15 protein-coding genes and 1 pseudogene are annotated in these 24,237 nt (G+C 71.4%); 6 read left to right on the top strand and 10 right to left on the bottom strand.

Annotated elements, in window-relative coordinates; translation table 11 throughout:
- Positions 1–666, bottom strand: a pseudogene (locus APR04_RS03535) (HNH endonuclease); the annotation flags it as partial.
- 288 nt (positions 667–954) lie between these two features.
- Between APR04_RS03535 and APR04_RS03540 the strand changes: the two are divergent.
- The gene (locus tag APR04_RS03540) at positions 955–2,856 is read left to right on the top strand and encodes a glycoside hydrolase family 76 protein (RefSeq protein ID WP_253868025.1); all 1,902 of its coding nucleotides are present in this window, start codon (positions 955–957) and stop codon (positions 2,854–2,856) included.
- Positions 2,857–3,052: 196 nt separating this feature from the next.
- On the opposite strand, the gene APR04_RS03545 is transcribed toward APR04_RS03540, so the two are convergent.
- The gene (locus tag APR04_RS03545; RefSeq protein WP_253868027.1) at positions 3,053–3,430 is read right to left on the bottom strand and encodes an ANTAR domain-containing protein; all 378 of its coding nucleotides are present in this window, start codon (positions 3,428–3,430) and stop codon (positions 3,053–3,055) included.
- Between the two features lie 126 nt (positions 3,431–3,556).
- On the opposite strand from APR04_RS03545, the gene APR04_RS03550 reads away from it, so the two are divergent.
- Positions 3,557–4,045 carry a heme-degrading domain-containing protein gene (locus APR04_RS03550; RefSeq protein ID WP_253868028.1) on the top strand — a complete coding sequence of 163 codons (489 nt, stop codon included), beginning with the start codon at positions 3,557–3,559 and terminating at the stop codon, positions 4,043–4,045.
- 47 nt (positions 4,046–4,092) lie between these two features.
- Here APR04_RS03550 and APR04_RS03555 read toward each other — a convergent pair whose 3' ends face one another.
- The 3 genes from APR04_RS03555 to APR04_RS03565 all read right to left on the bottom strand — a co-directional run bounded on the left by APR04_RS03555 (position 4,093) and on the right by APR04_RS03565 (position 9,309).
- Positions 4,093–7,767 carry a glycoside hydrolase family 97 N-terminal domain-containing protein gene (locus APR04_RS03555; RefSeq protein WP_253868029.1) on the bottom strand — a complete coding sequence of 1,225 codons (3,675 nt, stop codon included), beginning with the start codon at positions 7,765–7,767 and terminating at the stop codon, positions 4,093–4,095.
- Between the two features lie 150 nt (positions 7,768–7,917).
- The gene (locus APR04_RS30915; RefSeq protein WP_253868030.1) at positions 7,918–8,580 is read right to left on the bottom strand and encodes an RICIN domain-containing protein; all 663 of its coding nucleotides are present in this window, start codon (positions 8,578–8,580) and stop codon (positions 7,918–7,920) included.
- Between the two features lie 84 nt (positions 8,581–8,664).
- On the bottom strand, positions 8,665–9,309 hold the full coding sequence (locus tag APR04_RS03565) for a hypothetical protein (RefSeq protein WP_253868031.1): 645 nt from the start codon (positions 9,307–9,309) through the stop codon (positions 8,665–8,667).
- Between the two features lie 88 nt (positions 9,310–9,397).
- On the opposite strand from APR04_RS03565, the gene APR04_RS03570 reads away from it, so the two are divergent.
- Positions 9,398–10,663 (top strand): hypothetical protein, encoded by a 1,266-nt coding sequence (locus tag APR04_RS03570; RefSeq protein ID WP_253868032.1) that lies wholly within the window; start codon positions 9,398–9,400, stop codon positions 10,661–10,663.
- Between the two features lie 96 nt (positions 10,664–10,759).
- Here the strand turns inward: APR04_RS03570 and recQ are convergent, their stop codons facing one another.
- Positions 10,760–12,610: a DNA helicase RecQ gene (recQ, locus tag APR04_RS03575; RefSeq protein ID WP_253868033.1), complete on the bottom strand. Its 1,851-nt coding sequence runs from the start codon at positions 12,608–12,610 to the stop codon at positions 10,760–10,762.
- A gap of 103 nt (positions 12,611–12,713) precedes the next feature.
- On the opposite strand from recQ, the gene APR04_RS03580 reads away from it, so the two are divergent.
- Positions 12,714–15,302 (top strand): DUF1963 domain-containing protein, encoded by a 2,589-nt coding sequence (locus APR04_RS03580; RefSeq protein ID WP_253868034.1) that lies wholly within the window; start codon positions 12,714–12,716, stop codon positions 15,300–15,302.
- Positions 15,303–15,307: 5 nt separating this feature from the next.
- Here APR04_RS03580 and APR04_RS03585 read toward each other — a convergent pair whose 3' ends face one another.
- A complete protein-coding gene (locus APR04_RS03585) occupies positions 15,308–16,825 on the bottom strand; it encodes a serine hydrolase domain-containing protein (RefSeq protein ID WP_253868035.1) in 1,518 nt (505 codons plus the stop codon).
- A 364-nt stretch (positions 16,826–17,189) separates the two neighbouring features.
- Here APR04_RS03585 and APR04_RS03590 point away from each other — a divergent pair, with 364 nt between their 5' ends.
- Positions 17,190–17,897 (top strand): helix-turn-helix transcriptional regulator, encoded by a 708-nt coding sequence (locus tag APR04_RS03590; RefSeq protein WP_253868036.1) that lies wholly within the window; start codon positions 17,190–17,192, stop codon positions 17,895–17,897.
- Between the two features lie 143 nt (positions 17,898–18,040).
- Entirely contained in the window at positions 18,041–19,390 is a 1,350-nt protein-coding gene (locus APR04_RS03595) for an MFS transporter (protein ID WP_253868037.1), read from the top strand.
- Positions 19,391–19,447: 57 nt separating this feature from the next.
- Here the strand turns inward: APR04_RS03595 and APR04_RS03600 are convergent, their stop codons facing one another.
- The 3 genes from APR04_RS03600 to APR04_RS03610 all read right to left on the bottom strand — a co-directional run bounded on the left by APR04_RS03600 (position 19,448) and on the right by APR04_RS03610 (position 24,122).
- A complete protein-coding gene (locus tag APR04_RS03600) occupies positions 19,448–20,710 on the bottom strand; it encodes a prolyl oligopeptidase family serine peptidase (protein ID WP_253868038.1) in 1,263 nt (420 codons plus the stop codon).
- 116 nt (positions 20,711–20,826) lie between these two features.
- A complete protein-coding gene (locus APR04_RS03605; RefSeq protein WP_253868039.1) occupies positions 20,827–22,842 on the bottom strand; it encodes an MDR family MFS transporter in 2,016 nt (671 codons plus the stop codon).
- 200 nt (positions 22,843–23,042) lie between these two features.
- The gene (locus APR04_RS03610) at positions 23,043–24,122 is read right to left on the bottom strand and encodes an NADH:flavin oxidoreductase/NADH oxidase (RefSeq protein WP_253868040.1); all 1,080 of its coding nucleotides are present in this window, start codon (positions 24,120–24,122) and stop codon (positions 23,043–23,045) included.
- Between the last annotated feature and the right edge of the window lie 115 nt (positions 24,123–24,237).

Consider the following 24,237-nt stretch of genomic DNA (forward strand, 5'->3'; position numbering starts at 1 on the left):
GAATGCGAGCATCCGGGTCTGCAGCCACTTCCACGTCCGGCGGGGTGCCTGGGGAAGGAACCGCTCGATCGCCTCGGCCCGCTCGGCCAAGGTCAGCTGCGACGCCGAGCGCAGCAGGGTGTGCGCTTTACGGACATCGATACGGCCGGTGATCAGTGCGGTGATCACGGTGGGGTGCTGGGCACCGGACTCCCCGCGGATCACGACCTCGGCGGCCTCGCTCTCGGTGATCACGAGCTCGCTGGTGACCTGTCCGACCAGCGAGGCGTGCGCGAGCGCGTGGGACTCCCGGGCGGCGCGTTCGGCCACGACCCGGGCCTGCACGCCTGCGGCCCAGGACTGCAGCCGCCCACACGCCGTGACCAGATCACCCAACGCGTCATCGGGCAGGTCGGCCAGGAGATCGGGGTCCATCTCGGTGGCCCGGTCCGTGGCTTCGGCGACGATCCGGGCCAGCTGCGCGCCCGGCGCACCGGTCAGTGCCTGCTGAAGGACCTCTACCGGCCACAAGATGACCGGCACGACGGAAGGCGGCCAGTCCGGTCCTGCGCTGGGCTCGAAGTCGGGCGGCGGGCCGCCCGCCAGGTCGGTCTCCAGCTCGGCCGGCAGGTCACCCGGTGCAGCGCCGTCAGGCATCCCGCGGCCGTAGGACCGTCCTGCGTACATGCCAACCACCCCCGTCTTCCTGTCACCAGTGCGACCAGTGCTAACCCTGCGGACCTGTGTTCGACTCTAGCCGCCACCACTGACACGACACCCAGCAATCTGCCCACCGCAGAAGAGCGAGCGGAAGTGGGAGTCGACCGGTATCGAGCCCCCGGCCCGACGGCCTGAGCGATCATCGCTGAGGTCCGCGTGAGGTCTCCGCACAGGTGGGTGCATTTCACCCTTTTGTAATGTAAGTTTTGTCCTGAATCCGGGATGCAACGTCGCGCCCGGGGGAGGAGCTCATCGATGACGATGCTGCGTCGCATCCGCCTTGTCCTGCTCAGCCTCGTCGTGCTCGTCGGCCTGCAGCCGGTGGTCGCGGTCCAGGCGGCCCCACCTCCACAGAATTCAGCGTCCGCCGGGGCGACCGAGGTCGCCCGTGCACGGGTCGCCACCGAGGTCCTGCTGGACTCCTACGACGAGGAGAAGGCCTGGTTCCCGTCGAGCTGGTGGAACTCCGCGGTCGCACTGCAGACCATCGGCGACTACATGAAGCGCACGGGCGACCGGAGCTATGTCGACGAGCTGGACCACAGCTTCGAGACCAACAAGGGCCCGTTCCCGGCCGGCGAGCGGTCCACGGACGAGATCTACGGCAACTTCACGAGCCGGGCCATCGACGACGCCGGCTGGTGGGCGCTGAACTGGGTCACCGCCTACGACCTGACGGGTGACCAGAAGTACCTCGACATGGCGGGCACCATCGCCGACTTCATGCACGGCTTCTGGGACCCGAGCACCTGCGGCGGCGGCATTTGGTGGAACGAGGAGCGTACGTACAAGAACGCCGTCACGAACGGTCAGTGGGTCCGCCTCACGGCCGAGCTGCACAACCGGATCCCCGGCGACACCGCTTGGCTGGAGCGGTCCCAGGAGGCCTGGGACTGGTATGTCGGCAGCGGGATGATCAACGCGGAGGGCCTGGTCAACGACGGCCTGACCGACGACTGCGCCAGCAACGGCGACACGGTCTGGAGCTACAACCAGGGACTGGCGATCGGCGCCCCCCTTGAGCTGTGGCGGGCGACCGGTGACCCGGAGCTGCTGGCCGCCGCGCAGCGGTTGGCCGACGCCGCGCTCGAGTCGGACGAGCTGGTCACCGACGGCGTGCTGACCGAGTCGTGCGACCCGCTGGGCCGGACGTGCGACGACAACCAGAAGCAGTTCAAGGGCATCTTCATGCGCTACTTCACGGAGCTTGCCGACACCACCGGTGCGCCGCGCTACGAGGAGTTCGTGGACCGTCAGGCCGAGACCATCTGGGCGAACGACCGCGACTCCTCCGAGCGGCTCGGCCTGCGCTGGACCGGGGCGAGCAGCGAGGCGTCCCCGAACGTCTTCGACTGGCGCACCCAGGCCAGCGCGCTCAGCGCACTGATCGCCGACGTCCCGCAGGAGACGCCTCGCCGGTCCCTGTCGGCGACCATGTCACCGACGCAGCTGGTCATGATGCCCAGCCCGGGCGTCGAGTCGTCCGTGCGCACCGAGGTCCAGGTGGCGGCGACGTCCCCGGGCCGGCGGCCGGTCCGCGTGGACGTGCGCGCCAGCGGTCCGGACGGCTGGACCGTGGACCCGGTGCGGGACAGGGTCGTCCTGGATCCGGCAGGCGACAGCACCCCCGCCAGGACGAGCGTCCCGCTGGACGTCTCGGTGCCTCCGGACACCGAGGACGGCAGCTATCCGGTGACCGTGACGGTCACCGCGAGGCCTGGGCTCAGCTACACCACCCGGGCCACGATCCAGGTGGCGAGCGCCATCGACTTCGACGCCGGGTCGACGCAGGAGCTCGCGTGGCTCTGGGACGCAGGCGGTTCGGGCCTGAGCCACGTCGGCAGCCGGTTCGCCGACGGCACCAGCCACTTCGTCTACAAGTTCCCGTTCCCCGCTGAGGCCACCTCGGCCGAGGCGACCCTGACCATCGACAACCAGTACGTGGTCGACGTCGGGCCGGACGGGGAGAGCTGGACCACGGTCCTGGCCGAGGACGAGCAGATCCGGGACAGCTCCAACAAGGCCGACCACACCCTTGACCTGACGCCCTACCTCGGGCCCGACAACGCGGTCTACCTCCGCATGACCGACGCCTTCACGGAGGACGGCTGGGGCGGCGGGGTCTATCACGTCTCGGCCCGGTTCGGGACGTCCTGACCCGGCGTCCTGACCAGGGCCGGCCGGCGCCGCCGCGCGGTGCCCGGTAGGTTCCTGCTCATGCGACTCGAGGGCAGGCCGGTACTGGTCGACCGCCGTCGACCCCGCGCCCGACGGATGGGTCGAGCCGATCCCGCTCGGCAGGTACGGCCGGAGCGACGAGGTCGCCGAAGCCGCGGTGTAGCTTTCGGTCCGGTCAGGCGGCCTGGTCGGTCGACGGTCCACTCGGCAGCGGGTCCTGGCCTCGCGGGCCTTCCACGGGCCGGACTGAGCCCAGCGCGTGTGCCAGCGAGTCCTGCGTGATGCCTGCGCGGTCGTCGTCGGCCTGCAGCGCGCTCATGACCTGGTCGGCGGCCATCCGCACCGGGATGTGGGCCTTGCTGGCGGCGTCGAGCAGAATCTGTGCGGCCTGGTCCTCGTCGCACCGCCGGGCCACGACCACAACGGTCTTGGCCCGTTCGATCATCGTCTCGCCAAGGAGCGCCGGGGACACGGCCTCGTCCGCCTGGTGGGCGCCGATGGCACCTGGGGGGTCGTCCGCGGATACGCCCCGAGGCTGGTAGATGGATGGCACGTGAACCTCCCAGATCCGTTACGGACCTGGAGCCGCTTCCTGACTCCCCGAATTTCTGAGTCTAAAGCAGTTCGGACGATTCGGACAGGCCCTCCTTCGATCGTTCAGTCCGGGCAGGATGGGCGCATGAGCGAATCCGATGTCACCGCAGCCGTCTCCGAGGTCGAGGCCCAGGAGGCCGAGCTCGTCCTGACCGCGTTCACGCACGACCAGGCCTGGCACCTCGGCGTGCGGCTGGTCGAGCTGGCGACCGAGCGCGACCTCCCCGTCGCCGTCGACATCCGCAAGGGCACGCAGCAGGTCTTCCACGCCGCACGGCCAGGCACGACGCCTGACAACGACTCGTGGATCGAGCGCAAGGTGCGGGTCGTCTACCGGTTCGGAGCGTCGTCGTACCTGGTGGGCCTCCGTGCGCGGGCCAAGGGCCGCGACTTCAACGCCGACCACGGCCTTGCGTTCCAGGAGTACTCCGCACATGGCGGAGCCTTTCCCGTGCGCGTCTCGGGGGTGGGAATCGTGGGCGTCGTCACCGTCTCGGGTCTGGCCCAGCAGGACGACCATGCCCTGGTGGTCGAGGCGCTTCGCGAGCTGGCCGGGTCGCAGCCCGCAAGATAGCCCGTCGCTACGGGCATGACCCGTAGCGACGGGCGTCCCCGGTGGCGTCAGCCGACCGGCCGCCAGGGGCCGTCGGCGCCGCCGGGTTCCTGGTGCCGGGTCCACCACCTCGCCTCGTACAGCGCACCGTCGTGCAGCACGAAGTCGCCGTCGTCGAAGATCCGCGACGGCGTCCACACAGCGGTGCCGTCGAAGGTCTCGGTGATTTCTTGCCACGGCCCGTCCGCCGAGCCGCCAGGCGCCTGGTCTCGCGTCCACCACGACGCGTCCCAGAGCGAGCCGTCGAACGAGACCAGGTCGCCCGCGGTGTAGGCCGTTCCGGCCGCCCAGGCCTCGACCTTGCCGTTCGGCAGGACTCCCGGCGTCGCCGTGACCCGCAGATGGTCGAGGTTGACGTGGCCGGTGTCGCCGGCGGCGTGGTGCAGCAAGATCTCGTGCCGGCCGGGCTCCAACGTCATCGGCAGGCCGGGGGAGTAGGCCCAGCGACGCCACCGGTCGGCGTCCTGCCCCAGGTTCGGGAACGCGACCTGCCGCGCAGCTCCGCCGTCGACGGATACGGAGAGCTGCCGGTCGAGCGGGGCGACGACCATCCCGTTGGCGTACCGGAACGAAAGCTCGACGGTCGTCGGCACGGCCGCCTCGTACGTGAACCGCACGCCGGCGCCCGCTCGGGTGAGGTCCCGGACGAACCCGGTGCCCGTGTACCCGGGGTGTTCGGTGGTCGTCCGAGCGCCCCCCACGAGCGCGCCGGCCTCGGCCTCGCCGACGTGCTCCGCGCTCTGGGCCTCGACGGCCGCGAGCAGCGTCGCGAGAGTCTCCTCGTCCCCCTCGGCGGTCTCGATCCGGCTCGCCAGGTCCTGGAGGGCCGCGGCCAGAGCCGCGGAGTCCCCGGTGCGTGCGTGGGTCGCCGCCGCTGCGGCGGGCTCGCGCAGCGCTGCCGCGACAGCTTCGTCGACGGCGCCGGCGCGCTCGGCGTCGCGGACCAGGCTCAGGATGCCGAACAGTCCAGCGGCCTCGCCGAGGAACGGTTCGACCGCTCCCTCGATCTCGGTAGCAGGCTCCACAGGGACGTCATCGGCGCTCGACGTCAGCGTGACGTGGCGGATCGCCTGCATCGCCCGGCGGGTCGCGGGGAAGTCGCCCTCCTCTGCCGCGGCGAGGGCCTGCTCTGCGTGCTCCACGAGGAGGGCTGCCCTGGCGGGCGCCAGGTGCCGGGTCTGGCGCTCCAGCAGGTCGAGCAGCTGGCCGTCGGGGCGGGGAAGCAGCTCGGCCGTGGTGGAGCCGCCGGAGTTCCCGTCGGCATCGACGACGCTCAGCTCGTTCGCGCCCCGGTAAGGGACCGCGTCGGCCGGCATGTCGAACGTGGACGTCCCGGTTCGGCCGCCGCCGATGCGTGCGGTGGCTTCCGGCACGACGTCACCGTCCACGGCGACAGCGGCCTGGCCCACGGTCGTCCCGTCGTTGCGGACGGTGACCGTGACGGTCACGGTGTCGGCGACCGGGTCGTAGGAGACCTCGGGCGTCCCGTCGAGCGCGAAGGACGAGGCAGCGTAGTCGGGCAGCTCCTCAAGGTCTGCCGCGGTCGCCTTCCGCAGCTTCACCGCCTGCCCGCCGGCACCGACCATGGAGGCTTCGAGCGTGTCGGCGGAGTCGACCAGAGCGTGCGTCACCTCGACGGCGGTCGGGTTCCCCTTCCATGAGGTGTCCGCGGCGTCGGAGTAGATGTCGGCGACGTAGGTGGTACGGCGGTCCAGGAAGGTGAGCGGAACCCGCACGGTACGGTTCTGCTCGTCGGTGATCGAGCCGAGGTACCAGGTGCTCCCGTTCCGGCGGGCCGTCACGATGTGATCCCCGATCGCGGCGTCGAGCACGTGGGACTCGTCCCACCGGGTGGGCATGTCCTTGAGGTAGGCGAAGGCCTCGGCGTGCTCGGCGTAGTTCTCCGGCGTGTCGGCGAGCATCTGGAGCGGGCTGGAGAACGTCGGGTAGAGCGCGAGCTGGTTCGTCGTCGTCGACTGCACACGGGTACCGAGGTCGGCGGGATCCCACGTGACGGCGAGAACGCCGGGGGTGTAGTCGGCAGGGCCGCCGATCCAGCGTGTGAAGGGCAGGATCGTCGCCTGCTCGGGCGGGTTGCCGTTCGCCCCCTTGTAGTTGTGCTGCTCCATGCCTGCGACGCCCTCGCCCGTCATCATGTTCGGGTAGGTGCGCGACAGGCCGGTCGGCTTGATGGACTCGTGGGCGTTGATCGTGATCTTGTGCCGGGCTGCGGTCTCGATCACCCGCTGGTAGTGCTGCACCGCCTCCTGGTCGTAGTGGCTGCGGCCAACGCCCCCGAGCTCGAACCGGGTCGCGTACCCGGTCTTGATCGCGTGGATTCCCCACTCCTCGTACTGGGCGAAGATCTCGTCCATGTGCTCGTCGTAGTAGTCGACGTAGCCGCGGGTCTCGTTGTGCGCCATGAAGCCGACACCGTTCTCCGCGGCGTAGGCCAGCACCTCGTCGAGGTCGACGTCGGCCTGGGGCGTGACGAAGTCCTGGTTGGTCCAGCTGCCGCCGGCGTTCTCGTTCCAGCCCTCGGCGAGGACGTACTTCGCGCCTGCCTCGACGGCCAGGTCGACGTACTCCTTGATGCGTTCCGTCGTCGCGCCGTGCCTCGGCCCCGCGTCCCAGGTCGTGTGCCGGCGCTGGAGCTCCCACCACACACCGACGTACGTCCCGGGATCGATCCAGCCGGTGGTGTCCGCCGTGCCGTCGCCGTCGCCGTCGACGTCGCAGAGGGCGCACGGGTCGTTGAGGTTCTCGACGAGATGGGACTCCGCGAGGGCGCCCGCGCTCCGCCCGACGGTGACGGTGCGCCACGGTGTGCTGAAGCCGTCGGCGCCGACGTCGATCACCGCCTTGTCCCCGTTCGGCAGAGCGATGAGGTCGGCGACCAGCGTGCCGGGCGCGCCCTGGCCGCGCAGGGTCATGCTGGGAAAGTCGGTGAGGTCGGCCTCGTGCACCGCCAGGAAAAGGTCGTCCGGGGTGCGCGAGAGGGTGATCGGGGTCTGTGCGGAGGCGACGTCGGGCAGCGGCTGGGTGCGGTAGTGCCTCTCGTCCGCGTTCTGCGCGGTGCCCGCCGGGATCGAGTACGCGGCGAGGTCCGTGGGCAGGGCGAACTCCGTGGTCTCGTCCGCCACGACCACGTCGTCGCCGAGGGCATCCTGCCCGGGGAAGTGGTACCGGAAGCCGACGCCGTCGTCGAACACCCGGAACACCACGTCGAGCTCGACGCCCGACGCCTGGTGCTCGGCGTGCACGGTGAGCTCGTTGGCGTGGTTGCGGATCCGCGCGTCGTCGCCCCAGGCGGGCGTCCAGGTCTCGTCGACGACGCTGCGCTCGACGGACGTGATGGTCAGGCCCGTCGTCAGGTCGAGCGCGGGCTCGCGCAGGCGGAACCCCAGGCCCGACGGCTCGAGCACCGTCGTCCTCCCGTCGCGCACCACCTCGTACGTCAGGGTCCCGTCGACCGCCTCGACACCGACCTCGATCGACCGGTCCGGCGAGGCCACCTGGTAGCCGTCGAGGGCCGCTGCCGGCTCCTGCGCATGAGCGGGGGAGCCGCCGGTCACGGCGGCCGGGACGAGCAGCACGACGGCGGTGGCCGCTGCGGTCAGCGCCGACCCCCGTCCACGCCGGACCCGTGGCCCGTCGGTGTGGGCGCGCGTACGTCGAATCACAGTTCCTCCTGGACGTCGTTGTCGCTGCTGTCGACGAGTATCAACCCCGCGGATGGGGCATGGGCGCACCGTCCACGGGTCGGGAGTACCTGGTACGCCACGCCGGTGGCTCGTCGTCACCGACGCCGACCCAGTACTCCACCGACGAGATCACGAGGCCGACCACCTCTGGTTGTCCCCGGCATGGCAGTCGTACACGAGCACCGGCGTCGCGTTGTCGGTGGCCACTCCCGAGACGTCCAGGCACAGCCCCGTGGCCGCGTTGCGCACGGTGCCGTCGGCCTGCGGTGCCCACTGCTGGTTCGCGCCACCGTGGCAGGTCCAGATGCTGGCCGGCGCGCCGGACTCTCCGCCGCTCGGGTCGTCGAGGCACATCGTCCCCAGCGTGCGCAGCTCTCCGGAAGCGGACGCGGTCCACTGCTGGCCTGCGGCCCCCGTGCAGTCGTAGATCTGCAGCGCAGCACCATCGACAGCCGCACCACCGGGCACGTCGAGACATCGCCCGGAGGCGGCACCCCGCAGGGCGACGACGGTCGGCGGTGCCGGTGCCGGCGTCGGCGTCGGTGTGGGGGAGGCGGACGGGGAGTCCGTCGTCGGCGACGGGTCCGGGTCGGCAGGGGCGCTCACCCGGCTCGCCTCGGGTGTCCCCGCGGCCGGCGGAGTGCTCTGCCCGGCCTGTGCCTGCGAGCCGGACAGGTCGCGGGTCAGCACCCAGCCCGTGCCGACCACTGCGGCGAGCGCCAGCAGGACGGCCAGCGCCCACACGAAGATGCTGAGCGGCGAGCGCCGGCTTGACGTGACCTGGTCGTACACCCTTGCGATTCCCTTCGTGCCCGACGGCGACGGCGCGTGCGAACCGCACCCTACCGGTGGACCTGCCACCCCTCCCGTCCGGGGTCAGCCCTCCGCGCCCGCCACGACGTCCCGCACCCACGCGGAACCCTCGGGACGGAAGCCGACGCCGCGCAGGTAGGCGCGGTCGCTCCCGCCCGCCTGCGGTACGACGACGCGGTCGAACCCCTTCGCCGCGAAGATCCCGCTGCGGCGGTGCACGAACTCGCCGGGCGTGAAGTCGCGGAACCGCTTGGTCACCCAGTCGAGCTCGACGACGCCCCCCCCGTCCCCGGCGTCGCGCACCTCCACCACGCCAACGGTCTCGTCGCCGCGCTGCACCAGGAACGCCGAACGCTCCTCGCCGGGCTCGGGCACCGGCGCGAACCGCGGGGCAAACGTCGCGATGTCCGCGGCGTGGGTGCGCAGCACGTGCAGCAGGTACGCGTCGTCGGGAGCTACCTCGACCACCTCGTACACGGCGGCGTCGTGGCGCTCGCGGTTCAGCCGCCACAGCCAGTAGGTGTTGATGAGGCTGATCGCGGCGTTCATGGCGACGAACGGCCAGATCCCGAGGATCGCGTTGTAGGCGGTCGCGACGAGGGAACCGGTGAGGTTGAGCCAGCGGAAACGGAGCACACGCGCCTGCGTGAGGGAGAGCACGATGAGGGCGGAACCTAGCCACCCTCCGATCTCGAGCCAGGGGAACATGCCCTGACCTTATGGCTCCTGGTGCGAGCCACCATAGAACTGTGGATAAAGCCGCCTGTTCGTGTTGATGATGTCGGATGATCATCGTATGGAATCCACGACCGAAGAGACACGACCTGAGCTGCGCCACGCGTCGGAGCTGTACGCGAGGCTCCTGGAGTACGCGACGAGCCCGCCGTTCGCGGAGCGCACCGCTGCCAACGTGCGCCGCCTGGCCCAGATGCACGGGCCTCGCGAACCCGGGACGTGCACGCACCATCACGGCGACCGACGGGTGCTCCAGGCCGTGGCACAGATCGTCTTCGACGTGCCGCCGTACGGGATGCGCCTGATCGACCGCTACGCCGACTGGTCCGCAGACCTGACCGATCAGGATCGGCGCCTGCTCGAGGCGTGGCGCACAGGTGGTGCCCACTGCGTGTTCGAGATCCTGCGCCGCACCGGTGCAGGAGTACGGGCACGCTGTCTCGGGGACGACCTGGAGTACACGCTGTACGCCGACCCGAGGACGCCGCTGGGCCGCGCGGACCTGCGGACGGGGCGGTACGTCGCCGGACACGTCCTCCCGGTCGGCGACGCGTGGATGCTGGCGGGTGACATCGACGTGTACGCGGCACGAGAGCGGCAGGCGATGCTCGGCCTGATGGCCGAGCTGGTGCGCGGCGCGCCGGCTCTGCCGTTCCGCAATCCGGCGATCGTCGAGCAGGCACGCGCGACGCTCCAGGTACAGCACCGGAAGTTTCTGCGCCTGTTCGGGCGGAACGGCGCGCCCGTGTCCGGCGCCCGGCTGGTCGATCTCCTCGACGAGCTCTGGGAGTCGTCGGAGCTCTGGGACGCCTGGTGGCCCGGTCTGTCGCTGGAGCGTGACCTGTGTGACCTGCGTGAGGCCCTGGACCAGCCATGGCCGGACGGCGAGCCACGGCCCGACGGCGGGACGTGGTATCCCGTGCACGACCCGGTCCACGGACTGCGCCTTCTCGCGGCTCCGTACGGGATGCTCGGGAAGCTGCACCGGTCGACGGCACCGGTCGACGCGTCGGCGGTGCGCGAGGTGTCCGCGCTCCTGGACGCGGGACAGGTGCCGGACTTCGCTCTCCGGGACCTTGCGGAACGGCACCCGGTTCGCGCGGGCGAGATCTATCGTGCGGCCCTCGGACGGCCGGGTTTCACCTGGGTGGGGGAGGGTGCCGCCTGGCTCAAGGACCGGGCCGGCGACGGCCCCGTGCACCCGGCACTGGTGTGGCTACCTGGGCGCACGGCTCCCGCCGGGTCCGGGAAACCAGACCGCTCGATCCTGGTGCCGCACCCCCTGGTGGTGACGTTCCCGCCGCTGCCGGCCATGCCAGGGACCTGACGCGGCAGGACCACGACACCGGGCGGGCCGAGGTGGCGTTGCGGGCGCCGGCCGCCGCCACCTCCGCCACCGCCTCCGTGACGACCGATGCCGTGGTCACTCCTGAGCGTGCAGCGCCGCCAGGATGCCCTCGCCGTACCGGTCCAGCTTGGCCTGGCCGACGCCGCTGATCCCGCTCAGGGCGTCCAGGTCCGCCGGACGCTCCGCGGCCACGGTCCGCAGCGTCGCGTCGTGGAACACCACGTAGGCGGGCACGCCCTGCTCCTTGGCGGCCGAGGCCCGCCAGGCCCGCAGCCGCTCGAAGACCGGCTGGTCGGCGTCCGACAGCGGTGCCGCCTCCGGGCGGGTGCCGCCGGAACGTGCGGGCTTGCGTGCGCTACGTGTCGTCGGGGCCGGGTCACGCCGCAGCCGCACCTCGCGCTGCCGGCCCAGGACCTCCGTGCTGGCCTCCGTGAGCAGCAGCGTCCCGTGGTTCGAGTCCACCTCCAGCAGGCCCAGCGCCAGCAGCTGGCGGGCCACGGACCGCCACTCGGCCTCCGACAGGTCCTCGCCGACACCGAACACGGTCAGGTTGTCATGCGCCCACTGGGTGACCTTGGGCGTGGCCTTCCCGCGCAGGATGTCGACCACGTGCCCCACGCCGAACCGCTGGTTGCGCTCGCGGTCCAGCCGGAACACCGCGGACAGGAGCTTCTGTGCCGGGACGGTGCCGTCCCAGGCCTCGGGCGGGTTCTGGCAGGTGTCGCAGGCGCCGCAGCTGCCGGGGTGGTCCTGGTCGAAGTAGCGCAGGAGCTGGGCGCGGCGGCACTCGACGGTCTCGCACAGCGCCAGCATGGCGTCCAGGTGGGAGGAGAGCCTGCGGCGGTGGGTGGGGTCGCCGTCGGACTCGGCGATCATCTTGCGCTGCTGGACGACGTCGGCCAGGCCGTAGGCGAGCCACGCCGTGGACGGCAGGCCGTCCCGCCCGGCGCGACCGGTCTCCTGGTAGTAGCCCTCGACCGACTTGGGCAGGTCGAGGTGGGCGACGAACCGGACATCGGGCTTGTCGATGCCCATGCCGAACGCGATGGTCGCGACCATGATCACGCCGTCCTCGCGCAGGAACGTGGACTGGTTGGCCGCCCGCACGTGGGCGGGCAGGCCCGCGTGGTACGGCAGGGCACGGATGCCCTGGTCGGTCAGCTGCTGGGCGGTCTTCTCCACCGACGCGCGGGACAGGCAGTACACGATTCCGGCGTCACCCGGGTGCTCCGTGCGCAGCAGGTCCAGCAGCTGCCTGCCAGGGTTGTCCTTGGGGGCCACCCGGTAGGTGATGTTGGGCCGGTCGAAGCTGGCGACGAAGCGCCGGGCCTCGGTCAGGCCCAGGCGGACGGCGATCTCCTCGCGCGTGTGCTGGGTCGCTGTGGCGGTCAGCGCGATGCGCGGCACGCCGGGCCAGCGCTCGGCCAGCTCGCCCAGCCGCAGGTAGTCGGGGCGGAAGTCGTGACCCCACTGGGACACGCAGTGCGCCTCGTCGATCGCGAACAGGGCGATGGTGCCCTGGTCGAGCAGCCGGGCGGTGGACTCGACCCCGAGCCGTTCCGGGGCGAGGTACAGCAGGTCGAGCTCGCCCGACCGGTAGGCCTGCTCCACCGCGCGGCGCTGGTCCGGGTCCTGCGTGGAGTTGAGGAACCCGGCCCGCACGCCGAGCGCGTCCAGCGCGTCCACCTGGTCCTGCATGAGCGCGATCAGCGGCGAGATCACCACGCCCGTGCCGTGCCGGACGAGCGCAGGGATCTGGTAGCACAACGACTTGCCGCCACCGGTGGGCATGAGCACGAGGGCGTCACCGCCGTCGGCGACCGTCTCGATGATCTCCTGCTGGTCGCCGCGGAACGCGTCGTAGCCGAAGACCTCACGGAGCACGTCGAGGGCGGGCGCGGTCAGGGCGGCGTCCGGGATCGTCATGGCGGCCAGTGTGCCAGGGGTCGGTGACACGGGCCGTCCGCCAGGCCTGCCGGCGTCCGCGAGGCCGGACGGACGTGTCAGACGCTGTCCATAGAATCCCGGTATGTACCAATCTGACGACGAGAGAACTGATCGCGGCGACACCACGGAGCGCCCGCCCCTGGTGGCGGCGATGCGGGAATGTCTCGCACCGCTGCGGCTGTCGGACGTCTTCGAGCCGGCGGTCGAGCACGTGCTGCGCGGCACCCGGCCGGAGGTCCTGGCGACGCTGCGCGCGCAGCCCCACGGCGCCGAGGCGGTCGCCGGACCGGACGGCTACTGGTCGACCAGGCTTGCCGACGCCGTCGCCGGCCTGCATCCCGGATGGACCCGGCCGGGCGCCGACGCCGCCCGCCGCACCGTCTACGGGACCGCGCCGGTCGACGTGCTCGCCCGGTTCGGACAGCTGCTGCACGCGGCCTCCGGCCGAGCCCCTGAGCAGGCGCAGCCGTCGTGGCTCCTCGTGCTGGCCGACGACGTGGCGCGGGCGAGCGACGCCGACGACACCGACGCCGACGACACCGACGCCGACGACACCGACGACACCGACGCCGACGACACCGACGCCGACGGCGCCGAGTCCGGCCGGCGGTGGAGCCCCGACGTCCTCATGGAGGTCGCCCGAGCCGGCGACGCTCCCGGACGGAGCGTCGTGCACGCCACCCTGACGGCCCTGCTGCACGCGGACAACAGCTACCCGGCGCACCGCAGGCGCCGGCTCCTGGAGACCGACGCGGGCGTCGCGTTCCTCGCCCGGTACGCCGACGAGCTGGCGGCAGTGGCTCCCGGGCTCGAGTTCTACGTCCGAAAGTACGTCGCGCTCGCGTGCGCGCGCAGCCCCGAAGCGCATGCGGGACTCGCTGCCGAGCTGGCGGTCGACGCCGACGGCGGGGTCCGCGCCGACGCGCTGGCCGCGCTGTCCCGGCTGGACGGGCCCGGGCAGGTCGCCGTGCTGCGTCAGCACCTGCGGACCGCGTCGCCCGACCGTCTGCTGGACGCCCTGGCCCGCCTGGCCGACCTCGACGGCGGCGCCGTGGCGATCGAGGAGACCCTGGCCGACGGCGACGGCGACGGCGGGCCGCTCGGCCCCGAACGCGAGCGGCTGCTGCGCCGGGTGGTGTTCCGGGTACGCGTGCTGCGCTCGGTGGAGACCGCCGTCCCCGCGCCTCCCGTCGCGATGCCCCATGACGCGGACCTCGCGGAGGAGCTGCGGGCACTGCGGACCCTGCGGCCGGGTAGCGGGCCCGAGGTGGACCGTACCTGGAGCATCGCCGAGTCTCGGGTGACGCGGCTTCCGGACGTGCGCGCCCTGCGGGACGTGCGCCGGGCAGCGGGTGCGGCCGACGCGGACCGGTGGACCGCCGGGCTCCTCGTCACCTGCACGACCTCCAGGTATCGGAAGATCGGTGCCGTCCTGACGCCGCAGGACGCCGAGCGCTGGTGGCCGCTGTTCGCCGAACGCCCCGACCTCGCGGACGAGTACCTCGACGGAGGCGACGGGAAGCGGCACCCGGACCAGTACGCCGTCGACACGCGGACGATGATCCTGACCATCCTCGAACGGTTCCCGGCAGTCCCTGAGGCGCTGGTCCCGCGGCTGACCGCGCTCGCGCTCGGCGCGAACCGCCACCGTCTGTCGGCCCGGCGGGTGCTCGGTGACCACCCGGGCGCCCGTGCCGCCGCGCTGGACGCACTGGTCGGTCTCGACGATACGGCACGCTCGTCCGCGGCGGAGTGGCTCGCAGACCTCGGCGAGCCGGAGGTGGTCGGGCCGGAGCCGGGATGGGAGTTCGGTGCGGGCGTGCTGCACCCGTCGGCCCGGACCTTGCCCGCGTCGACGCTGTGGTGGTTGGACCGGTTCCGGGAGCAGGCGCTCGACCAGGGCATCCCGACGGACGACGTCGACCGGTGGCTCGGTCTGGCCCGCCCCACCCTGCGCACGGCGGCCGACGGCGGCGGCCCCGTCGTCGGCCGGCTCGGCAGCCCGCTGATGCTCCCGCCGGACATGCCCACCCCTGCCGCGACGTACGACCACTACGACCCCGACGACCCCTATGAGTACCAGCTCATCGTGACGCTCGACCTGGCGGCGATCCCGCCTGGCGCCACGGACCTGCCGTTGCCGCCCGACGGTCACGTGCTCCTGTTCGCGAACATCGAGCTGGAGGACGTGCTCCTGCCGGGCGGCGCCGTGTACGTCCCCGCGGGGACGCCGGTCGAGGAGCGGGAGGTCTCCCTGGACTACGAGCCCTACGGGTACGACTCGCCCGAGGCCCTGGACGAGGACCTGCGGCACACCGGTGACCTGCGGCTGGTCCCCGGTGTGTCGCTGCCTTCCTGCGCGCTCGACGACGAGACCCGTGCCGAGCATCCGCACGCACGAGCGCTGCAGGAGGTGTGGTCCGAGCAGTCCGACGAGGGCGGTCGGTGGCAGCTGGGCGGCTACGCCTACGACTTCGACGGCTACGGGGACCCGGCACGGGCCTCGGCGGTCCCGGAGCCGGGCGAGATGTTCTCCCGCCCGGAGGACGGGGCGGTGCTCGCCCAGTGGGTAGGGGTCCCGATGGGGATCCTGTACTGGACGATCAACCGCCAGGACCTCCAGGCGCGGCGCTTCGACCGCGTCGTCGTGCAGATGTTCGCCAACCCCTGATCGGCTCAGCGCGCTGGCGCGCGGCCCACCGCGTAGAGGCGGGCCGCGCGCAGCGCCACGACGGCGATACCCGTGGCCGCGTACAGGCCGAGCCAGACGACGGCGACGGGGCTCACGTGGAACAGGAGCTCGTACGGCGCCGTCCGCCCCGTCGCCCAGACCTGCAGGGCCGGGAGTCCGGCGAACACGGCGGCGGGCAGGAGCCACGGCAGCATCCGGAGCACGGTGAGGACGCCGGACCGGCCCGAACGGCGTCGTGCCCAGTGCCGCGCCCGGGCCAGTGCCACGACGCCGAGGCCCACGGTGACCAGCGCGACGCCCGTGAGTATCCAGTCGGTGCGGCCGCGGTCGGCGCCCGAGGTCAGAGGCGGGATCACGGGGTCGACGTCGTGCAGCAGGTTCTGCGCGACGACGCCTGGGTCGGGCGAGGTGAGCCCAGCGCCGCTGTTGATCAGGACGACGACGGCGTAGCCGGAGTCGACGAAGATGCCCTGGTAGGCGCCGAAGCCCGCCCCGGCGCCGGAGTGCGAGATGCGCACGGGCGGCCCTTCAGCGGACTCGGCCCGATACCACCCGAACCCGTAGTCGTCGGTGTGCTCGCCCGGGGTGTGCATCGCAGCGACGGACTCCGGCGTCACCACCCGGGTGCCGTCCATGGCGGTGCCACCCGACTGCTGCATCGCTATCCAGCGGGCCATGTCCGCAGCGGTGCTGACGACTCCGCCGGATCCCTCGGTGAAGTAGTCGGGCCCGGTGGCGGCGAACGGCCGGCCCCACGCCAGGAGGTGCCCCGCGGCCATCTCCGGTACCCGGGCCCCGGCGGTCGGGACCGAGCTGGTGTCGGCCATGCCGAGCGGGTCGAGGACCTGCTGGTCCAGGTACTGGCTGAACGGCTGGCCGCTCACTACCTCGACGAGCCGGCCTGCCACGTGGTAGTTCGGGTTGTGGTAGGCAGCCGCGGTACCCGGGTCGGTGGCGAGCGTCGCCGGTTCCAGGCGTTCCACGGCGTCCTCGAGCGTCCGGACGTGCTCCTCGTAGAGGGACGGGGCAGTGGGGTCCGTCATCCCGGACGTGTGGTACAGCAGCTCCCGCAGCGTGATCGCGGTGGCCCGGGTGTCGTCGAGCGTGAGCTCAGGTAGCTGGTCGACGACCGGCTCGTCCAGGTCCAGCTTGCCGGCCTCCACGAGCTGTAGCACCGCGAGTGCGGTGAACGACTTGGACAGCGACTCGACCCGCATGGGCGTCGCTGTCGTCATGGCTCCGCCGTTGCCGTCCGACCCCGCCGCGGCGAGCGCGAGCAGCTCGCCGTCGCGCAGCACCGCTGCCTGGATCCCGGGCGTCCCGTGCTCCGCGACGAACCGGTCGAGCGACTCCTGGACCGTTGACTGCGCCGGGCTGGTCGGCGGCGTCGGTGCTCCGACGCCGGACGCGGACGCCGTCGGGCCCGTGCACATCGCTGTCGCAGCGGTGAGCAGGAGCAACGGGGCCAGACGGCGCATCAGGACAGGGGGAGCCGTGAACATGGTCGACACCCTGTCAAGCACGGTGACGCAGCACCATGGGGCATCGACCTGAACAGACCCTGAGCGCCGGCCTGACGGCTCGGGGTAGGCTTGACCACATACTTCCGGCGCCCGCGGGTGCCGGCGGGTCCGAATGAGACAGCGGACTGCGAGCGGCTTCCCACATCCACAGCGGGGAGCCGCTCGTGCTGTCCGTCCGAACGAGGGTGGACACCGTGGTTCCTCTGGTTGCGGGCAGTCAGGCACCGGTGCAGACTCGACGGCGGGTCCCGCGCCCGCAAGGCCGAACGCCTTGTCGGTCGCGGGACTCGCCACGAGACCGGGCCACGTAGGATCTCGCACGGTACGACCGGGCGGAGCGCTGATGGCAGGCACGGAGGACGCGGACGATCGGTTCCGCGCAGTGGTGACGGAGGGCCGTTTCGAGAGCATCGAAGCGGCTCATCTGGTGCTGGACCCGGTCATGCGCGCCATCGCGTCCGCGGTCGGCGAGCACTGCGAGGTCGTGCTGCACGACCTCAGCCAGCGCGACCTTGACCACACCATCTACGCGATCATCAACGGCCATGTCACCGGACGGACGGTCGGCGGGCCGTCCACGAATCTTGGCCTCGAGGCGGTGCGGGACGAGGACGCGGAGCACAACGAGTTCGGCTACTCGGGTCGCACGGCGGACGGTCGTGAGCTGCACTGCTCGTCGGTCTACTACCGGGACGCGTCGGGGCGGATCGTCGCCGCGCTCTGCATCAACGTCGACCTGACGCCGCTGCAGACCGCGCAGAACCTCCTCAGTACCCTGCTGCCGTCGGCGGCCCCGGAGAAACGCGACCGCGAGCTCCACACGCACGACATCGCGGGGCTGCTCGACACCATGATCACCGACGCCGTCTCGGCGGTCGGTCGTCCGGTGGCGATGATGGACAAGCCCGACCGGATCGCCGTGCTGCGGATCCTCGACGGACTGGGCGCCTTCCACGTCAAGCGTTCGGTCGAGACGGTGGCGAAGCGCCTGGGGATCTCCAAGGTCACCGCCTACGCCTATCTGGACCAGATGCGGTCGGAACGGGGCTGACCCCGTCCTCCAGGGCATGCCCCGCGACGGCTTCGCCGGCGGGAGCCAGGTTTAACTTGAACGAAACGTCTGAGGCATAGACGTTGTGTTCAGTCTGTCGTCAGACTGTGCCGGACCGTCGATCTGACTATCCGGAGGTTCTCGTGGCTGGGACGGCTACAACGCCGCTGAGCGGCACACAGAAGCGCACGATCGCCGGTGGCGCGATCGGGACGCTCATGGAGTACTACGACTACTACCTGTACGGCCTGGCGTCCGCCGCGATCTTCCCCGTGGTGTTCTTCACCGGCGAGGACCCGATCGTCGCGCAGCTCTCGTCGTTCGCGACGTTCGCGGTCGGCTTCTTCCTCCGCCCGGTCGGCGGCCTGGTGTTCGGCCCCATCGGCGACCGCGTCGGACGCAAGACGGCGCTGATGATCACGGTGGTCGGCATGGGCATCGCCACCGCAGGCATCGGGCTGATCCCCCCGGAGGCGTCGATCGGCATCGCCGCCCCGCTGCTGCTGATCTTCTTCCGCATGTGCCAGGGCTTCTTCGTCGGCGGCGAGATGGGCGGAGCCGCGACGATGGTCGTCGAGCACGCCCCGGTCGGCAGGCGCGGCATGTACGGCGCGTTCCTCATCAGCGGTGCGGGCATCGCGAACGTGGCGTCCGCGGGCCTGATGGCCGGTCTGGGCCTCGGTCCGGAGTCCTGGTTCCTGACCTGGGGCTGGCGCATCCCGTTCGTGCTCGGCCTCGTGCTCGCCATCATCGCGCTCGTGCTGCGCAGCAAGCTCGAGGAGTCGCAGGAGTTCAAGGACGTCAAGCAGGCGCAGGCGGACGCCGGTGTGAAGAGCAACCCGATCAAGGAGGTCTTCCGCCACCCGAAGAACGCGATCATGGGCATCCTCATCGGACTGCCGCAGAGCATCGCCGGATACGTCGTCCTCACGTTCGGCATCGCCTACATGGTCAACCAGAACGACATCCCCGCCTGGCAGGGCTTCGCAGGCACCATGATCGTCGGCGTCCTGCAGATCTTCGTCGCCCCCGCCTACGGCCTGCTGTCCGACCGGATCGGCCGTCGGAAGGTGTACATCGCGGGCTGTATCGGCTTCGCGCTGCTGGTCTGGCCGACGTTCCTGCTGTTCGGCACGAGCAACCTGCTCCTGATCTGGGCCGGCATGATCCTGGGCTTCGTGATCCCCGGCGTCGCCATGCAGGCGACGCTGCAGACCATGCTGGCCGAGATGTTCGACCCGGAGGCCCGCACCACCGGTGTGAACATCGGCTACCAGATCTCCAACACCCTCGGCGGCGGGCTCGCGCCCTTCATCTGCACCGCGCTGGTCGCGCTGGTCGGCGGCCAGATCTGGCCCGTGGTCGTGTACTGCGCGGTGATCTGCGTGATCGGTGCGATCGCGACCGCCACCGCGAACATCAGTACCGACGGCTCACGCCTGCACGAGCTGAAGACCGTGCCGGGCGCGAGCCGCCTGACCCGTAGGGCATGAGGGCTCGATCTCCTACCTGCCCCGCGTGCGCGCGGGGCAGGTTCCCTCTCGCGCGGCTCAGCGCTTCGTGGTCGCCATCCACTCCCAGACGCTCGCGCCGTCGTGCTGCGGGTCGTTGCGCGCGACGTAGATCCACGACCAGTGCCCCGGGTAGGTGATCCCGTCCCAGGTGACGTTGTCGTACAGGCTCATGATCGAGCCGTTGATGCGCTCGTGGGCGTGGACGGTGTTGGCCTGGGCATCCAGCGTCGTGTCGTCGGCCGAGTGCACGAGCCACGTCGGCGTCGTCATCGCCGCGAGCTCGTCGTCCGAGACGAAGTAGGTGTCGGAGCCGTCGCGGGCGCCGATCCCGCAGCAGATCGGCACGGAGCTCGCGAACGTCTCGGGGTGCTCGGCGACCATCTTCAGCGACATGTACCCGCCGTTCGAGCAGCCGACGACGTGGATCCTGCTTACGTCGATCCGGTGCGCCGCGACGACCTCCTCGATCGCCTCCAGGACGAGCGGCGCGAAGCCGTCGCCGTCGAGCATCCAGGCGGAGGTCGCCTGCGGCGCGAGCACGTAGGCGCCACCGAACAGGTCCTGCGCCTCCGGCGTGGCGAACCCGAGCGCGCCACGGTTGGCCCGCAGCTGCGCCTCGTTGTCGTAGTAGGCGTACCCGTCGGTCAGCAGACCGCCCTCACCACCGCCGTGCAGCCAGACGACGAGCGCTGCCCCCTCACGCCCCCGCCCCCGCTCACGCCCGGGGGAGAACAGCCGGTAGTTCAGGCCCGACGCGGACGTGTGGTGGGCGAACGCGTCGACCTCCGGATCGGACAGCCGGCCCTGCCGGAACGAGTCGAGCACGACCGCGCCGGACCCACCCCTGCCGCGCAGGGGCTCGACCTGCGTGATCACGTAGTCGAGGTCCAGGACCACGTTGCGCCCGTGCTCGCCCATGTACTGCAGGGTGCCGCCGCCGTCCACGCCCCACCCGTGCTCGAGCTCCAGGGCGATCGCGCCGCGGCGCGTCCAGCTCGCCGCGGTCACCAGACGATCCTGCTCGTAGGCGACCTCGCCGCTGAGCGGGTTGGTGGCAGTGACGTGCACGGTGAACGTCGACGCGGTGAGCGACGACCGCTCCACGCGGCCCAGAGCACGGGCGGACAGCACGAGCGAGGTCACCTGCTCACCGCCGTCGAGGACCTCGGCGATCGGCGTCACCAGTACGTCGCCGTGCTCGACGGCATCGGCGCTCGCGGCCGGTACGCCCAGCAGGGCCGAGGCGCCGACGGTGGCGCCGGAGACGAGCAGGGTGCGGCGGGTGATCGGGGTGGGCATGGCGGAACTCCTTCGTTCGGGGCCAAGAGGCCGGCACGTGCGAAGAAGCGCAGCACCAGCCACCCGGAGGCTAGTGAAAACTAGCCTGGTCGCGCCAGCCTCGGCGACCGTACGTGTCACAGCCTCTCGGCGTGGTCGATCTCGTCGACCAGCAGGTCGTGCGCCACCTGGTCCACGAGCTGGGCGACCTCCGGCTCGTCGCCGTCGGGCCACTGTGCGACGTAGCGCCGCAACCGCTCTCGCTCCGCCTCCCGGATCGACTCGGCGACGGCGTCCGCGGTGGGCAGGGCTCGCACCGTATCGCCGTCGACCTCCACGAGGCCTCGGGCCGCGAGGGATGCCGCTACCCCCTGCACGGTGCCCTCCGGGCTCGCGGTGCGCTCAGCCATGAGGCGAACGGAACGGGTGCGCTTGAGCGAGACGCGAGTGACCATCCACGCCTCCTCGGGAGACAGGCCGACGTCCTGCCCCACGACCTCGTAGACCCGCAACGGGTCCCGCTTGCCCACGCGGCGCCACAGCACCATGCGCAGCTCCTCGAGCGAGGTGCGCGACGACGGGAGGGCGAACGATTCCCCGGCCGCGTGCCCCGCCGTGGCGCCGTCGCCGCCACGGGTCGCGGTGCGCAGCTCGATCTCGGGCAGCAGCCAGGTCAGGAGGAAGGCCAGCACCGCCACCGGCACCGCCCCCAGGAAGACGACGTGCAGGGCGCCGGCGTAGGCGTCGAGGAACCAGTCCTGGACCTCGGGCGGGCACTGCGCGAGCGCCTGGCCGGCCGCCCCGAGCGAGCCCGGCCCGCACGGACCCTGGGCGGAGTCCGGGACGCCGGTCGCCAGCTCGCCCGTGAGGCGGTTGGCGAAGACCGTGCCGAAGACGGCGACGCCCACCGACGAGCCGATGGTGCGGAAGTACGTGGTGCCCGACGTCGCGGTGCCGAGGGCGCGATAGCTCACGGCGTTCTGCACCGCGATGACCAGCACCTGGGTGACCATGCCGAGCCCCGCACCGAGCACGAACATGCTCAGTCCGGACTGGAGCGTCGTGGTGTCCCGGTCCATGAGGGAGAGCAGGTAGAGCCCGACGGCGGTGACCGCCGTGCCGAGGATCGGGAAGATCTTGTAGCGCCCCGTGCGGGAGATGAGCTGCCCCGACCCGATGGACGTGATGAGCAGCCCGAGCATCATCGGCGTCATCTCGAGCCCGGACTCGGTCGGCGTCGAGCCCTTGACCGTCTGCAGGTACAGCGGCAGGTAGGTGATGGCGCCGAACATCGCGAAGCCGACGGCGAAGCCGATGACCGCCGCGACGGAGAAGACCTTGTTGCGGAACAGGGACAGCGGCAGCACCGGCTCGGGGGCGCGCCGCTCGACCATGACGAAGGCCACCAGGGACGCTGCCGCGAGCGCGACCATGGCGTAGACGGGTCCCGAGCTCCACGCCCACGTGGTGCCGCCCAGGCTGGTGACCAGCACGATCGCCGTGGAGATGGTGGCGAGCAGGATGATGCCTGCGTAGTCGATGCGCGGCTTGGTTCCCGCCTCGATGTGCGGCAGCACGGAGGCGACGACGATCAGCGCGACGACCCCGACGGGGATGTTGATGTAGAAGACCCAGCGCCAGTCGAAGTTGTCGACGAAGAAGCCGCCGAGCAGCGGGCCGGCGACCGAGGCGACACCGAAGACCGCGCCGAACAGGCCCTGGTACCTGCCGCGCTCACGCGGGGGTACGACGTCGCCGATGATCGCCTGCGAGAGCACCATGAGCCCGCCGCCCCCGACGCCCTGCACGGCACGCCAGGCGATGAGCTGGCCCATCGTCTGGGACGTGCCGGACAGGATCGACCCGACGAGGAAGATCAGGATGCAGGCGATGAACAGTGCCTTGCGCCCGTAGAGGTCGCCGAGCTTGCCCCAGAGCACCGTGGTGGCGGTGCTCGCCAGCATGTACGCCGTCACGATCCAGGACAGGTGCTCCGCGCCGCCGAGGTCGGAGACGATGGTGGGCAGCGCGGTGGCGACGATCGTCTGGTCGAGGGCCGCGAGCAGCATCGCGAGCATGAGCCCGGCGAAGACAGCCCAGACCTTGCCCTGTGGTAGCGCCTGCGGTGCGGCCTCTGCGCTCGGTGTGGACATGCGGCGCCTCCCGGCGTCCGGCGGACGATGAGGTCTGCGCGGTCGTGCACGCGTCCCGTGAGGACACTTTCACGGCCCGTTCAGGTCGGCACGGGGAACCCCGCCCGACCCCATCGCCGAGCGGGATCCCGAACGGGCTGGCCGGCTGGCCGGCGGCCATGCGCGCACGGCGCATCCACCTCGTCGGCCGACGGTCCGGGTCAGCGGTACGCGCGCTCGTACTGGGCGGGTTTGTACGGCAGGTCGTAGCGGAGGGCCTCGGCTGCGCGGATCGGGAAGTTGGGATCGCGCAGCGACTCACGGCCGACGAGGACGACGTCTGCCTGCCCGAGCGCGACGATCTGCTCCGCCTGGAACGGGTTGTCGATCATCCCGACCGCGGCGACCGGTAGCCCGGTCGTCTGCTTGATCGAGGTCGCGAACGGAAGCTGGTAGCCGGGTCCGACCGGGATCCGGGCGTCGGCGACGTTCCCGCCGGTCGAGACCGAGATGAGGTCGGTGCCGTGCTCGCCGAGCCACGCTGTCAGACGTTCGGTCTGCGGCAGGTCCCAGCCGCCCTCGACCCAGTCGGTGGCGGAGAGGCGAACGACGAGCGGGACGTCTTGCCCCACCTCGGCACGGACGGCGTCGACGGTCTCGAGGAGCACGCGGGAGCGGTTCTCGAGCGACCCGCCGTACTCGTCGGCGCGCTGGTTCGACAGCGGGGAGAGGAACTCGTGCAGCAGGTAGCCGTGAGCGCCGTGGATCTCGAGGATGTCGAACCCGGCGTCGACGGCGCGGCGTGCCGCCGCGGCGAAGGCATCGACGACCTCTCGGATGCCGTCGGTCGTGAGCTCGGTGGGTACGGCGAGCCCGCTGAATGCGATGGGGGAGGGGCCGACGGGCTGCCAGCCGCCGTGCTCGGCGGGGACGTTTCCGTCGGTGCGCGGGCCCCACTCGCGCCCGGTGGACGCCTTTCGGCCGGCGTGCGCGAGCTGGATGCCGGCCTTGGCGCCCTGGGAGTGGATCAAGTCGGTGACGCGCTGGAACGCGTCGCGCTGGGTGTCGTTCCACAGGCCGAGGTCCTGGGGGCTGATGCGCCCCTCGGGGACGACGCCGGTGGCCTCGACGATGACGGCGCCCGCGCCTCCGCGAGCGAGTGATCCGAGGTGCATGAGGTGCCAGTCGGTGGGGATGCCGTCTTGCGCGTCGACGGCGTACTGGCACATCGGCGGGATCCAGATCCGGTTGCGGACCTCGAGTCCGCGGATGGTGATCGGGTCGAAGAGTGCGCGAGTCATGTGCTGCTTCCTGGTTGCGGTGGGGGGTGCTCGACGAACGGGTCGCGCGGTGCAACTCACGGTCGCGCACAGGGATCGTCGGTCGGCCGACTTGTACGGCAGTAGCCGTAGTACG

Origin of the sequence: Promicromonospora umidemergens (assembly GCF_024171995.1) — a bacterium.
GTDB classification, from domain to species: Bacteria; Actinomycetota; Actinomycetes; order Actinomycetales; family Cellulomonadaceae; genus Promicromonospora; species Promicromonospora umidemergens.

Excerpts from the sequence above, each read along its gene's own strand:
- APR04_RS03590 (WP_253868036.1), top strand. The coding sequence starts at position 17,190 with ATGGCAGGCACGGAGGACGCGGACGATCGGTTCCGCGCAGTGGTGACG.
- APR04_RS03570 (WP_253868032.1), top strand. The coding sequence starts at position 9,398 with ATGGAATCCACGACCGAAGAGACACGACCTGAGCTGCGCCACGCGTCG.
- APR04_RS03580 (WP_253868034.1), top strand. The coding sequence starts at position 12,714 with ATGTACCAATCTGACGACGAGAGAACTGATCGCGGCGACACCACGGAG.
- APR04_RS03540 (WP_253868025.1), top strand. The coding sequence starts at position 955 with ATGACGATGCTGCGTCGCATCCGCCTTGTCCTGCTCAGCCTCGTCGTG.
- APR04_RS03610 (WP_253868040.1), bottom strand. The coding sequence starts at position 24,122 with ATGACTCGCGCACTCTTCGACCCGATCACCATCCGCGGACTCGAGGTC.
- APR04_RS03605 (WP_253868039.1), bottom strand. The coding sequence starts at position 22,842 with ATGTCCACACCGAGCGCAGAGGCCGCACCGCAGGCGCTACCACAGGGC.
- recQ (WP_253868033.1), bottom strand. The coding sequence starts at position 12,610 with ATGACGATCCCGGACGCCGCCCTGACCGCGCCCGCCCTCGACGTGCTC.
- APR04_RS03585 (WP_253868035.1), bottom strand. The coding sequence starts at position 16,825 with ATGTTCACGGCTCCCCCTGTCCTGATGCGCCGTCTGGCCCCGTTGCTC.
- APR04_RS03600 (WP_253868038.1), bottom strand. The coding sequence starts at position 20,710 with ATGCCCACCCCGATCACCCGCCGCACCCTGCTCGTCTCCGGCGCCACC.
- APR04_RS03550 (WP_253868028.1), top strand. The coding sequence starts at position 3,557 with ATGAGCGAATCCGATGTCACCGCAGCCGTCTCCGAGGTCGAGGCCCAG.
- APR04_RS03565 (WP_253868031.1), bottom strand. The coding sequence starts at position 9,309 with ATGTTCCCCTGGCTCGAGATCGGAGGGTGGCTAGGTTCCGCCCTCATC.